Raw genomic sequence first — 12,782 nt, forward strand, 5'->3', positions numbered from 1 at the left:
CATGGGTCAGAACATCACCTGTGCGCGCAACTCGACTATCCGGGGATCGACGCGTACGTCGCGTCGATCGCTGATGGCCCGGACATAGTTACCCTGGAACTTGAGGTACTTCGTGAGGTACCAGTTCGCACCGAAGGTCCAGTCGTGTTCGGTGCCGCCCAGCGTGGGGCCATCGTCCAGGTCGAGCGTGCTGTAACGGAGCACGAATTCCAGCGCGCCCCAACGGCCCTTCGGCACCACGTCGGAAACATTGCCCGCGCTGTACGAGCGCGACTCGCCCGTAGCCACCCAACTGCCGAATGCGTACCAGCCGTGCGCCTTATAGGCAGGCTTGTTCTCCAGCTTTACCCTGGCATCCAGGTATTCGCCCTGCACCGACCATGGTCCACCGATCCACAACGCCTCGAGTCCGCGGCGGTCCACGTGCTCGGCCACGCTCAGCGCACCTGAGTCGATCAGGCGCCGGGTGACAAGCCCTGCTTCCGGCAACGCTCGCAAGCGGACGCTCGGTGGCGTATAGCGGCCACGGCCGTCGCTCGTTCCATAGGGCGTTTCACGCGACAACGATCCGCCGATATGCAGGACGTCGCCCGGCGTGTTCAGCGGTGTCCACGCCGCGCGGCCGGCCACCATGTGGCCGTCCAGGTCACCCTGGAGGTTGCCGCCGTTGTAGTAGCCCAGCTGCACGAGATAGGCCTTGCGCGTAAGCGCCCAGTCGATACCCAGGCGGCGGTTTGCATAGATGGCCTGCATGGGAAGCGACGTTTCCAGGAAGGACGTGCTGCCCGTGCTGGTATTGCCCTCGAAACCGACAGGGGTCTTCATGAAACCGATGCGCACCGCACCGGCGTCGCTGCCCAGCACGGCCTTGCTCTGCAAGCGGAAGAACACGTCCAACCAAGTCCTCGCCTGGAAATCGAATACCGCCGTGGCGTCGTACACGCCCTTCTTGCGGACGAAGAAACCGAATTCCTTGCGGCGGTTGGTCTGCGCGTCCTCGTAGATGCCCTGGTCGTGCGAGAAGCGGTCCAGGTCGTACTGGTACTTCACCGATAGGCCCACGTCGGTGCCATCGGCGAACACGTAATGGGTCGGCCAGTTGGTGCGCCAGTCGTAAACGTTGCGTGCGACATCGGCCGCCTCCGCGAGCACGGGGGCGATCAGCGCCACGGCGCCGAGGATGAACTTCTTCAAGCGGGTACCCCTTCCAAAGGCAGGCGGCGGCGCCGGCTGCGATATGAACCTGACTATACAGCGGGCATGAGAAACGACTCAACGCCCTGATACATCATCGGCAGGACACGCAAGGGCTTGAAAGCCACCGGACTTTGCCCTTCCCGATAGGAGGCGCGCCCAGGGCGGAGGGGACTAGCGGATAAGCCGGATCTCGAACAAGGAGGGCCAGCGCTTGCCGGTCACGAACAGACGGTCGTGCACGGCGTCGTAGGCGATGCCATTGAGCACGTCATCGCCGGGATCGTCGAGCCGGGTCGTATCCATCAAGCCCTTCAGGTCGATCCAACCGACGACGTGACCCGTGGCGGGGTCGATGCGGGCGATGCGGTCGGTCTGCCAGATATTGGCGTAGATCTCGCCCTTCACCCATTCCAGCTCGTTGATGTTCCGCACCGGAACGCCGTCCGCGGTCACATCGATGGACCCGGTGCGATCGAAGTTGGCCGGGTCGAGGACACGAATGGTGGGCGTGCCGTCGCTCATGTAGATGTGCGCCGCGTCGCGGGTGAACGCCCAGCCTTCGCCGGAATAGCGGAAGCCCCCCACCAGCCGGAAGCTGGCCTTGTCGTAGACGAAGGCGACGCCCTCCTGCCAGGTCAGCTGTACCAGCTTCGTGCCCGTGGCGACGATGCCCTCGCCGAAATAGCCCGGCGGCGTGTCCAGCCGCTGCACCACCTCGCCCGTCGCCGGCTTCACCTTGCGGACGGTGGACATGCCACGCTCGCCGGTGCTTTCGTAAAGATAGCCGTCTTCATAGAACAGCCCTTCGGTGAAGGCTTGCGGGTCGTGCGGATAGGTATGCACCACCTTATAGCCATACACGGGGATGGTTCCGGCCGAGACGTGCGCGGCGAAGGAACCCGCGACCAGCGCGAAGAATGCGAATGCGGCGATCTTGTTCAAGGGAAGGACTTCCACGATGCGGTGATCATCGTCGACACCACATCAGGATCGACAGGCGAGGGTATGATTCTCGCATGACGACGACGCCGATTTCGCCTGCCCGCATGCCCGCAAGCCGGGGGGACACGTTGACCGGCATCGCTTGCGGCATGGGAGCGGGCGCGTTGTGGGGACTAGTGTTCCTCGCTCCCGAACTGGTGCGCGAGTTCGGGCCGCTGCAACTGAGCATCGGCCGATACCTCTGCTACGGACTGATCGCGGCGACACTCATCGCACCGCGATGGCGCTCGCTGACCGCCTTGATCGGCCGGCGCCAATGGCTGAGCCTCATATGGCTCGCCTTCGCGGGCAACACGCTCTACTACATCCTGCTATCGGCCGCCGTGCAGGTCGGCGGCATCGCCATGACGTCACTCGTGATCGGTTTCCTGCCGGTGGCGGTCACGGTCATAGGCAGCCGCGACGAGGGTGCCGTGCCCCTCACGAAGCTCCTGCCATCCCTGCTGCTATGCGCGATGGGGGCCGTCTGCATCGGTTGGCAGACACTGGCCGGGCCATCTGCCGGCTCGATCGGCCGACAGATGATCGGACTGGCTTGTGCCATCGGCGCGTTGGCGTCATGGACCGCGTATGCGATAGGCAATGCGCGCTGCCTGGTTCGCCTCGAACATGTTTCGGCGCACGATTGGAACCTGCTCACCGGGATCGTCACCGGCGCACAAAGCATCGTCCTGGTTCCGCTCGCGCTCGTCCTTGAAACGACAGGTCACAGCCGTGGCGACTGGATGCGCTTCGGCATGGTCTCGGTCGGCGTCGCCGTCCTCGCCTCCATGACGGGCAATGCGTTGTGGAACCGGATGAGCCGCCTGCTGCCGCTGACACTCGTCGGCCAGATGATCCTCTTCGAGACCATCTTCGCCTTGATCTACGGCTTTCTCTGGGAGTGGCGCTTGCCAACGGCGTTGGAACTGGCGGCGCTGGTCCTGGTGGTCATGAGCGTCGTCTCATGCCTCGCGGCCCATCACAGGCCCGCGGACGCTCGACGGTATCCGAATCGATCGATTCAAGCGCTCCCGCGAGACGGGAGCGCTTGACGATCGATCAACGCGATATCGATCGCAGGATCAGATCGCGTAGTACATCTGGAACTCGAGCGGGTGCGTGCTCGCGCGATAGCGCGTCACTTCCTGCATCTTCAGCGCGATGTAGCCATCGATGAAGTCGTCGGTGAACACGCCACCGGCCTTCAGGAAGTCGCGATCCTTGTCGAGGGCGACGAGCGCCTCGTCGAGGCTGGCGCAGACCTGCGGGATCTTCTTCTCTTCTTCCGGCGGCAGGTCGTAGAGATCCTTGTCGGCCGGCGCGCCCGGGTCGATCTTGTTCAGGATGCCGTCGAGGCCAGCCATCATCAGCACGGTGAAGGTCAGGTAACCCGACTGCATCGGATCCGGGAAACGGATCTCGATACGACGCCCCTTCGGGCTCGACACGTACGGAATACGGCAGGAAGCCGAGCGGTTGCGTGCCGAGTAGGCCAGCATCACCGGCGCCTCGAAGCCCGGGACCAGGCGCTTGTAACTGTTCGTGGTGGAGTTGGCGAAGGCATTGATCGCCTTGGCATGCTTGAAGATGCCGCCGATATACCACAGCGCCGTCTGCGAGAGGCCACCGTAGAGGTCGCCCGCGAACAGGTTCTCGCCGTTCTTCGACAGCGACTGGTGCACGTGCATGCCCGAGCCGTTGTCGCCGACGATCGGCTTCGGCATGAAGGTGACGGTCTTGCCGGCCTGGTGGGCGACGTTCTTGATGACGTACTTCATCGTCATCAGTTCGTCGGCCTTCTTCACCAGGGTGTTGAAGCGGGTACCGATCTCGCACTGGCCGGCGTTGGCCACTTCGTGGTGATGCACTTCGACCACCTGGCCCAGCGACTCCAGCACCTTGCACATGTCGGCGCGCAGGTCACCCAGGCTGTCCACGGGGCTGACCGGGAAATAGCCGCCCTTCACGCCCGGGCGATGGCCGGTATTGGTGCCGTCGTACTTGTAGCGCGAGGACCAGGCGGCTTCTTCCGAGCCGATCTCGTAGAACACGCGGCCCATGTCGTTCTGCCAGCGCACCGAGTCGAAGATGAAGAACTCGGGCTCCGGGCCGAAGAACGCCGTGTCGGCGATGCCGGTGGACTTCAGGAAGGCTTCGGCGCGCTTGGCGATGGAACGCGGATCGCGGCCGTAGGCCTGCATGGTGCTCGGCTCGAGCACGTCGCAATGCATGATCAGCTGCTTGTGGGCGCTGAACGGGTCGAGGTGCGCCGTTTCCGGGTCCGGCATGAGGACCATGTCCGATTCGTTGATGCCCTTCCAGCCGGCGATCGACGAACCGTCGAACATCTTGCCGTCTTCGAAGGTGCCCTCGTCGATGGCATGGGCAGGGAACGTGACATGGTGGTGCTTGCCGAGGATGTCGGCGAAGCGCAGGTCGACGAACTCGATTTCCTCGTCCTGGATCAGGTTCAGCACTTTGGAAGCGGCGGACATACAAACCTCGAATGGGTATGGGGCGGAGTGCATTTAGCAATCGCTATGCCAGCGTTTCCGCCATCGACGGACCGGCCTGGGGCAAGCCTCGGCATCATAGAACGGGTCAACGCCTCGTGTGCAAATGCACCATATTGGTGCGTCTACTGTCCCAATGCACCGTTCTGGCCGCCTTTCAGCGTTTTTCGCGACGACCGGCCTCATCGTTTACCCTGCGTCGCGGCCTGGGCCGCTTCCCACCACGCTGCTTCCCATCCCCAGGCGGCGGCGCATCTTCATTTCGGGTAATGGCATGACGAACGAACACGATGACGACACCCTCGACACCGGGCGACGCCGCCTGCTCGGGGGCATGGCCACCACGGGCGCGTTGCTTGCGCTGGGTGGGCTGCAGGAGGCCGTCGCCGACGGCAGGACTCCCACGGCACGGCCCGGTGGAAAGGACCTGGATGCCCTCCTCGACAAGCACATCCAGACCGTCGTGGTGATCTATGCGGAGAACCGCAGTTTCAACAACCTGTTCGGCGACTTCCCGGGCTTGCAGCAACCACTGAGCGCGGTGCCCCAGGAGCGGTACATCCAACGCGATCGCGACGGAACCGTCTTCAAGACGCTTCCGCCGATCTGGGGTGGCATGGTGCCCCATGAACAGGTCGTCGATCACAAGAGCTACAAGATCGTCGAGAAAGATATCGCCGGCTTGCCCAATGCACCCTGGGCCTTGCATACGGGCGACGGCACGCCGCTGCCGCATGGCCTGGTCACGCGCGACCTCGTGCATGCCTTCTACAACAACCAGCTGCAGATCAACGGCGGCAGGAACGACGGCTTCGTGGCCTGGGGCGACAACGGCGCGCTCACCATGGGCTACTACGCCAGCACGCCCGTGCACCTGCGCCTCTGGCGCCTCGCCGAGCAGTTCACCCTCTGCGACAACTTCTTCATGGGCGCGTTCGGCGGCTCATTCCTCAACCACCAGTACCTCGTGGCCGCGCAGCCGCCTTTCTATCCCGATGCCGACAAGAGTCCCGCACAGTTCAACATCGCGGTGACCGAAAGTGGCGACCCCAAGGATCACCGCCTGAAGATGGCCGAGGATTCGCCGGCCAGCGCCATGCAGGGCAAACCGAAGTTCGCACACCACAATTCGCTGACGCCGGATTTCTGGGCCGTGAACACCATGGGTCCGCCCTACTCGCCCGGCTTCAACGTGGACCGCAAGAATCCCCTGCTGACCGATGCGACCAGTGCGAATACGCTGCCGCCGCAAACGCACAGGCACATCGGCGACCTGCTGTCGGACAAGGGTGTCGACTGGGCGTGGTACGCGGGTGGCTTCCAGGCCGCGCTCGATGGCAAGGGCGATGGAACGGATGGCGCTTTCCCGCAGACGCCGAACTTCCAGGCCCATCACCAGCCGTTGAATTACTTCGTTTCCCTCGCTCCTGGCAGCGAGGCGCGCAAGCGGCACCTGCGTGACGGCGGCTTGGGCGAGACATCCGCGACCAACCGCTTCCTTGCCGACGTGGACGCGGGCAAGCTACCGGCGGTGACGTTCTACAAGCCGCAAGGCAACCTCAACATGCACGCGGGTTACTCCGACGTGGAAGCGGGCGACCGTCACATCGCCAACGTGATCCACCACCTGCGCAAGAGCGCGCAATGGAAGAACATGCTGGTCATCGTCACCTTCGACGAGAACGGCGGCTGGTGGGACCACGTCGCGCCACCCAAGGGAGATCGCTGGGGCCCGGGCACGCGCATTCCCGCGCTGGTGATATCGCCCTACGCGAAGCGCGGACACGTGGAACACACGGTCTACGACACCGGTTCCATCGCCCGCTTCATCACGCGACGGTTCAAGCTGGAAACCCTGCCCGGCCTGAAGATGCGTGACGACGCGATGGTCGCCGCCGGTGGGCCGGCACCTGGTGACCTGACCGAGACGCTGGACTTCAGCCTGAAAGCATAGCCACCCGCTTCGTCGGCGCGGGTTCGCGCCAGAGGGGCACGCATCGGAAGTTCCTGCGATCAGGCGGTCGCATGGCATCGCGTGACGGGGCGGGGTGACCTGCGGCTAAGCTATGGGGCCGTCCCCCATCGGAAAGTCCCCGACGTGAACGACCTGATCAGCGCCATCCTCCTCGGCATCGTCGAGGGGATCACCGAATTCCTGCCCATCTCCAGCACCGGTCACCTGCTTATCGCCGAACGTTGGCTCGGTGCCCGTTCGGACCTGTTCAACGTGGCGATCCAGGCCGGCGCGATCCTCGCGGTCACCTTCATATACTGGCGCACGTTGTGGAGCCTCGCCATGAACTGGCGCAGGCCGGAGACGCGCGACTACGTGCTGAAACTGCTGGTCGCCTTCCTGATCACCGCGGCACTCGGCCTGGTCGTGGCCAAGCTCGGCTTCAAGCTGCCGGAAACCGTGACGCCCATCGCCTGGGCGCTCATCATCGGCGGCATCTGGATGATGGCCGCCGAAAAGCTTGCCGCGCAGCGGCCCGAGCGCGCCTTCATCACCTGGAAGGTGGCGATCCTCGTCGGCCTGGCGCAGATCGTCGCCGGGATCTTCCCCGGAACGTCCCGCTCGGCCGCGACGATCTTCATCGCCATGCTCGCCGGTACGAACAACCGCGCCGCGGCGACCGAGTTCGCGTTCCTCGTCGGCATCCCCACGATGTACGCGGCGACCGGCTATGAATTGCTGAAGACCTTCCAGCACGGCGGCGCCGCCGGAGAGGACTGGACCGGCCTGGGCGTCGCGTTCGTGGTATCCACCATCGTCGCCTTCGTGGCCGTGAAGTGGCTGCTCGGCTACATCCGCTCGCATCGATTCACGGCGTTCGCGATTTATCGCATCGCGCTGGGCATCGCGCTGTTGCTGCTCCTGCCAGCCGGCGGCTGAGACCCGCGACAGCCGCCCACATGGACAAGGTGACCCGCTACCGCTTGCTCGACCTCACGATCGACCTCGCGCGACAGCGGGTCGAACGCGACGGCACGCCGCTGGACGTGGCGGGGCTGAGCTTCCAGCTGCTCGCTTGCCTTGTCGAGCGCGGCGACCGCGTGGTGGGCTTCGACGAGCTGATGTCGGAGGTGTGGGCACCCGCCGTGGTGAACGAGGAAACCGTGACCCAGCGCGTGCGCCTGCTTCGCCAGGCCCTGGGCGACGATGCTCGCCAGCCCCGCTACATCCGCACCGTGCGCAGCCGTGGTTATCAACTGGGTGCGCCGCCGGAACCGCTCACGGGGACCGCGCGACGCCGGCGCACGCTGTGGCCGGCGGTCGCCGCGGTCGGCATCCTCGCCGCGACATCGGTCGGCGTCGGCTTCCTCGCCCGCGAACAGAAGCCCGTGGCCGGAGCGCAACGCGACGTGCTGGACCGCGCGCGCTGGTATGCCGCCATGGGCCAGCGCGACAACAACGAACGCGCCCTCGACCTGTACGACCGCGCCCTGCGCGAAGCGCCGGACGACGTGGAAGCACTATCGGGCGCCAGCCGTGCGCGCTCGGCGCGCAGCTGCCTGTACAACGCCGGCCCGGCGGAAGCGCGCGATGCGCTGCGGCTCGCCACGCGCGCCGTCGCCGTGAGGCCCGACAGCGCCACGACGTGGTCCGCGCTCGGCTATGCGCGTGACTGCCTCGGCGACATTCCCGGCGCCATCGCCGGTTACGAGCGTGCGGTGCGCCTCGACCCCACCGACGACCCGAGCCGCGCCTCCGCCGCCTACCTCTACCAGGAGCAGGGCCGCCTGGCCGACGCCCTGCATGCGAACCTCGACATGCGCGGGGACCCTTCCCGCGTGCGATTCCGTGACGTGCAACTCGCCCGCGAATACGAGCTGCTGGGTTTCGACGCCGTCGCGGAGACCCGTTACAAGCGTCTCTTCGACCTCGCGCCGGACAACGTCTTCGGCAACATCGGCTGGCCCGCCTTCCTTTTCGCCCATGGGCGTTTCGAGGAAGCGCGTGGCGCGCTGGCACAGGCGCGCGCGCGTGGCACCTCGCGCGCCGAGCTGGCCCAGCTGGACGGCGAACTGGCCTTGCGCCGTGGCGATCACGCGGCCGCCGTCAACGCGTTCGCGGAAGCCCGGGCGCTGCGGCCCGACGCCTCCTTGCCCACCACGCTGGCGGTGCTGCATGGCGTGGCGCCGGTCGATCCGGCGTGGCTGACGCAACGCATCGCGGCCACCCGCTCGGCGCTGGCGGATGACCCCTGGCCGGCGACCCGGCTCGAACTCGCCCTGCTGTTGCAAGCGGCGGGCGATCGGAGAGGCGCGGTCGAGGCCCTCTCCGATGCCGTGGACAAGGGCTGGCGCGACGCCGGTTACCTGCGCGCGTCGCCGCTGTTCTCGCCGCTGGCCGGCGACCCCGGCTTCGACGCGGTGCTCGACACCATTGCCCGCCGCGTCGAGGCCGAACGGAACCGTGTCCTTCAAGCGCCCTGGCGGCCGCCCGACCTCGGCGCTTCCGCGCGTTAAGGCAACGACTTCAGCACGATGTCGCGGAAGATCGCCTGCGACTGGGCATGTGCGTAGCCCTGGTTATAGGCCTGGCTGGTGATCACCGCGACCAGGCCACGCTCGGGCAGCACGAAGACATAGTTGCCACCATTGCCCCCCATCGCCCACACCTTCGTCTCCACGCCGGCGACGGGGAAGCGGAATTGCCACCAGAGGTAACCGTAATCGGCGTCGTCCCGCGCCTGTACGTGCGGCGTCAGCATTTTGGCCACCCACGCGGCTGGCAGCACCGCTTTCCCCTGCCAGCGGCCCCCGTCCGCGGCGAGCTGGCCGAGCTTTGCCAGGTCGCGCGAACGGTAGCGCGTTCCGCCACCGCCCATGCCGATGCCCTCGCTCGACACGTTCCACTTCACCTGGGAGATGCCCAGCGGCGCCTCCAGCACCTCATGCGCGAACGACGCCAACGGCTGCTTCGTCGCCCGCTCGACCACGGCCCCCGCGACGAACACCCCCGCCGTGCAATAGGAGAACGTACGGCCGTAAGGCGAATCCTTGGGCCGGCTCACCCACGGCGCATACCCGCGTACCGGCAGGTTGAGCGCGAAATCCAGCCAGCGCTCGGACACGTACATGCGCTCTTCGTTGCCCGTGGAGAACGAATTGTCGTCGTCGCACTCCCAGACCGAACTCATCGTCAGCAGGTCTTCGAGTGTGATCGCCTCGCGGCGGGGGTCCGGACGGTCCAGGTGGATATCGGGAAAGAACGCGTACACCGGTGCCGTCACATCGCGGATCGCGCCGCGCTGGATGGCCGCTCCCACCAGCATGGCGGTCAGGCTCTTGGTCGCCGAACGGACATCGTTGAGCAGGTCGGCGGCACCGCCGTTGAAGTAACGCTCGTAGACCAGGCGGCCGTGGTCGGCGACGACCACGCTGGTGATCTTCTTGTACGTCCCGTCGGCGATCTTGTCCTCGACGGTGGCGAGGGTGGCGGTCTTCCAGCCGAGCGCGCCGGCGTCGGCCGTGGGCCAGCCATCGTCCGCCTGCTTCGGTGGCTGGTATTGAGCCGCGCTGGTGGGAAAGGCGATGGCGAACGCCAGCGCCGCAACGGCGCGGCGCATGCCGGGGAAGGACGGACGAGTGGTGGTGCGGCGCATGGTCGGGCTCCCGTGGTGGAGCCCCGAGTGAAGCGCCAGGCACCGTGAAGCGCCTGAAGTGCGGGTGAAGATTTATGAAGCGGGGCGGCGCCTAGGCGACCGCCGCGATTTCCAGTGGCTGGGCCTTGCGCATGCGGGCGAGTTCCGCCTGTTGCTGTTGCACGAGCTTGCACTTCGGCTCGCTGGTGCGCTGGAACAACTCGCTGGTCCACTCGATGAAGGCTTGCACCCTCGCCGAGAGATGACGCTTCTGCGGGTAGACGATCCACAGGTTCGATCCCGTGGAGATCGTGTCGGTCATGATGATCTCGAGCAAGCCCTTCTCCAGGGCGCTCGCCGCCAGGCAATGCGGAGCCTGGATGATGCCCAGGCCGGCGATCGCCGCCTGGATCACCGACTCCCCGTCGTTGATCAGCATGTGCGCGTCGACGTCCACCGACACGCGGCCGCTCGGCGAATCGAACTGCCACTGGTAAGGCTTGCCCGTGCTCGGATGGACGAAATTCACCGAGCGGTGGTTCTTCAGGTCCTCGATCGAGGTCGGCATGCCGTGCCGCGCCAGATAGGACGGCGCCGCGCACAGGACATTGCTGAAATGGCCGATCTTGCGCGCGATCAGGCTCGAATCGGCCAGTTCGCCCATCCGGATGGCGCAATCGAAACCTTCCTCGTTCAGGTCGAACGGGAAGTCGCACATCGTCAGTTCGAGGCGGATATCGGGGAATTTGTGCTCGAACTCGGCGAGGTTGGGGATCAACGCCGCGCGGCCGACCGCCGACGAAGCCGCCACGCGCAACTTGCCCGCCGGCTTGGTCTTGGCGTACCCAAGAGCCTCCGTGGCCTCGGTCAGGTCGGCCAGGATCTCCTTGCAACGCGTATAGAAAGCGGCGCCATCGTCGCTCAACCTCAGCGAACGTGTCGATCGGAAAAACAGCCGGGCGCCCAGGCTTTCCTCAAGCCGCGAGATGGCCCGGCTGACCCCCGACGGGGTCATCTGCAGGTGTTGCGCGGCGGCGGAAAAGCTCTTGGCTTCCACCACGCGGACGAAAACGCTGATCGCGGAAAAGTCTTCCATCGTCGACTCCGGGGATTGCATTCATGACTGAGCGTCACAGGCGGAATGATTGTAGACCCATTTTTCGCTTGACGAGCAAGACCTAGATTTCGCCACCTGCGACGGACCGACTTGACCTCAACCAACGTTGAGGCCGCACGCTGCGCGGCCGCCGAAAGATCTTGCATCCCCCTCGACACTCCAGGACCCGTCATGAAGAAGAAAATCCTGTTCGGTTCGACCGCCCTGGCGGTCGCCGTCGCCTCGGCGATCTGGCTGAGCTCCGGTGGCACGCCAAGCCATGCCGCCGAACCCGCCGCCGCGCCGCCGGCTCCCGAAGTGACCGTCGCCCAGGTGCTGCTGCGCCCGGTGTCGGACACCAACGCCTTCACCGGCCGGATCCAGGCGGTGGACACGATCCAGATCAAGCCGCGTGTCAGCGGCTACGTCGATTCGATCCACTTCCGCGAAGGCGCGACGGTGAAGAAGGGCGACCTGCTCTTCACCATCGACCCGCGCCCGTATCGCGCCGAAGCGGACCGCCTCGCCGCCAATCTCGCCCAGGCCAGGGCCGAAAGCAGGAACGCCGACGCCAACGCCGCCCGCGGCGCCAAGCTAGTGGAACAGCATGCGGTGTCGCGCGAAGAAGCCGACCGCCTCGATACCGCCGCCGCCAGCGCCAAGGCGCAGGTGGCCTCGGTGCAGGCCGCGCTCGATAACGCCCGCCTCAACCTGTCGTTCACCGAGGTGCGCGCCCCTGTCGACGGCAAGGTAAGCAATGCCCAGATCACCCCGGGCAACCTGGTGACCCCCAGCGACACGCTGACCAGCGTGGTTACGGTCGACCCGATGTACGTCTACTTCGATGTCGACGAACAAACCTTCCTGAAGCTGGACCGCCTGCGCCGACAGAACGGCCGTGCCCCGGAAGTGGAAATGGGCCTCGCCGACGAGCAGGGCTACCCGCACGTCGGCAAGATCGACTTCGTCGACAACCAGGTGCGTGCCGGGGCCGGCACGATCCGCTTGCGCGCCGTGTTCCCGAACGCCGACGGCGCCTACACCGCGGGCCTCTTCGCACGCGTGCAGCTGCGTAGCGGCAACATGCAGCCGCGCGCGCTGATCGACGACAAGGCCGTGGGCACCGACCTCGGCAACAAGTTCGTCTATGTCGTGGGCAAGGACAAGAAGGTCGAGTACCGCCGCGTCGCCACCGGTGCGCTGGTGGATGGCCTGCGCGTGGTCGATTCGGGCCTCAACGCGGACGACGTGGTCGTGGTGAACGGCCTGCAGCGCGTGCGCCCGGGCGTGGAAGTGAATGCCAAGCGCGTGACGATGGCCTCGCTCGTACCGGACACCGCGCGCGGCGTCGCGGCGGCGCGCCCGGCCGGCATCGACAGCGTGGCGCAGAACCAGGACTGATTC

Annotated in this window: 10 protein-coding genes; 5 read left to right on the forward strand and 5 right to left on the reverse strand. The window is 65.9% G+C overall.

Features of this window, described 5'->3' with window-relative positions:
• Positions 1–6 precede the first annotated feature (6 nt).
• Entirely contained in the window at positions 7–1,194 is a 1,188-nt protein-coding gene (locus tag ACR9ZJ_RS04760) for an OprO/OprP family phosphate-selective porin (RefSeq protein ID WP_481287036.1), read from the reverse strand.
• 174 nt (positions 1,195–1,368) lie between these two features.
• Positions 1,369–2,139 (reverse strand): glutaminyl-peptide cyclotransferase, encoded by a 771-nt coding sequence (locus tag ACR9ZJ_RS04765; protein ID WP_481287037.1) that lies wholly within the window; start codon positions 2,137–2,139, stop codon positions 1,369–1,371.
• A 74-nt stretch (positions 2,140–2,213) separates the two neighbouring features.
• On the opposite strand from ACR9ZJ_RS04765, the gene ACR9ZJ_RS04770 reads away from it, so the two are divergent.
• Positions 2,214–3,233 carry a DMT family transporter gene (locus ACR9ZJ_RS04770; RefSeq protein WP_481287038.1) on the forward strand — a complete coding sequence of 340 codons (1,020 nt, stop codon included), beginning with the start codon at positions 2,214–2,216 and terminating at the stop codon, positions 3,231–3,233.
• A 30-nt stretch (positions 3,234–3,263) separates the two neighbouring features.
• Here the strand turns inward: ACR9ZJ_RS04770 and glnA are convergent, their stop codons facing one another.
• On the reverse strand, positions 3,264–4,676 hold the full coding sequence (gene glnA / locus ACR9ZJ_RS04775; RefSeq protein WP_481281960.1) for a type I glutamate--ammonia ligase: 1,413 nt from the start codon (positions 4,674–4,676) through the stop codon (positions 3,264–3,266).
• A gap of 292 nt (positions 4,677–4,968) precedes the next feature.
• Between glnA and acpA the strand changes: the two genes are divergently transcribed.
• The 3 genes from acpA to ACR9ZJ_RS04790 all read left to right on the forward strand — a co-directional run bounded on the left by acpA (position 4,969) and on the right by ACR9ZJ_RS04790 (position 9,164).
• Positions 4,969–6,648 (forward strand): acid phosphatase, encoded by a 1,680-nt coding sequence (gene acpA, locus ACR9ZJ_RS04780; protein WP_481287039.1) that lies wholly within the window; start codon positions 4,969–4,971, stop codon positions 6,646–6,648.
• 144 nt (positions 6,649–6,792) lie between these two features.
• Positions 6,793–7,587 (forward strand): undecaprenyl-diphosphate phosphatase, encoded by a 795-nt coding sequence (locus ACR9ZJ_RS04785; protein WP_306848447.1) that lies wholly within the window; start codon positions 6,793–6,795, stop codon positions 7,585–7,587.
• A gap of 20 nt (positions 7,588–7,607) precedes the next feature.
• A complete protein-coding gene (locus ACR9ZJ_RS04790; protein ID WP_481287040.1) occupies positions 7,608–9,164 on the forward strand; it encodes a winged helix-turn-helix domain-containing protein in 1,557 nt (518 codons plus the stop codon).
• Here the strand turns inward: ACR9ZJ_RS04790 and ACR9ZJ_RS04795 are convergent.
• Positions 9,161–10,303 (reverse strand): serine hydrolase domain-containing protein, encoded by a 1,143-nt coding sequence (locus tag ACR9ZJ_RS04795; RefSeq protein WP_481287041.1) that lies wholly within the window; start codon positions 10,301–10,303, stop codon positions 9,161–9,163. The two genes, ACR9ZJ_RS04790 and ACR9ZJ_RS04795, sit on opposite strands and share 4 nt — an antisense overlap.
• A gap of 91 nt (positions 10,304–10,394) precedes the next feature.
• Positions 10,395–11,378 (reverse strand): LysR family transcriptional regulator, encoded by a 984-nt coding sequence (locus ACR9ZJ_RS04800; protein ID WP_481287042.1) that lies wholly within the window; start codon positions 11,376–11,378, stop codon positions 10,395–10,397.
• A gap of 192 nt (positions 11,379–11,570) precedes the next feature.
• Here ACR9ZJ_RS04800 and ACR9ZJ_RS04805 point away from each other — a divergent pair, with 192 nt between their 5' ends.
• Positions 11,571–12,779 carry an efflux RND transporter periplasmic adaptor subunit gene (locus ACR9ZJ_RS04805; RefSeq protein WP_481281965.1) on the forward strand — a complete coding sequence of 403 codons (1,209 nt, stop codon included), beginning with the start codon at positions 11,571–11,573 and terminating at the stop codon, positions 12,777–12,779.
• Positions 12,780–12,782: the final 3 nt, after the last annotated feature.

Source organism: Luteibacter sp. KNZ12-1A (assembly GCF_056755675.1).

Excerpts from the sequence above, each read along its gene's own strand:
- ACR9ZJ_RS04770 (WP_481287038.1), top strand. The coding sequence starts at position 2,214 with ATGACGACGACGCCGATTTCGCCTGCCCGCATGCCCGCAAGCCGGGGG.
- glnA (WP_481281960.1), bottom strand. The coding sequence starts at position 4,676 with ATGTCCGCCGCTTCCAAAGTGCTGAACCTGATCCAGGACGAGGAAATC.
- acpA (WP_481287039.1), top strand. The coding sequence starts at position 4,969 with ATGACGAACGAACACGATGACGACACCCTCGACACCGGGCGACGCCGC.
- ACR9ZJ_RS04790 (WP_481287040.1), top strand. The coding sequence starts at position 7,608 with ATGGACAAGGTGACCCGCTACCGCTTGCTCGACCTCACGATCGACCTC.
- ACR9ZJ_RS04795 (WP_481287041.1), bottom strand. The coding sequence starts at position 10,303 with ATGCGCCGCACCACCACTCGTCCGTCCTTCCCCGGCATGCGCCGCGCC.
- ACR9ZJ_RS04800 (WP_481287042.1), bottom strand. The coding sequence starts at position 11,378 with ATGGAAGACTTTTCCGCGATCAGCGTTTTCGTCCGCGTGGTGGAAGCC.
- ACR9ZJ_RS04805 (WP_481281965.1), top strand. The coding sequence starts at position 11,571 with ATGAAGAAGAAAATCCTGTTCGGTTCGACCGCCCTGGCGGTCGCCGTC.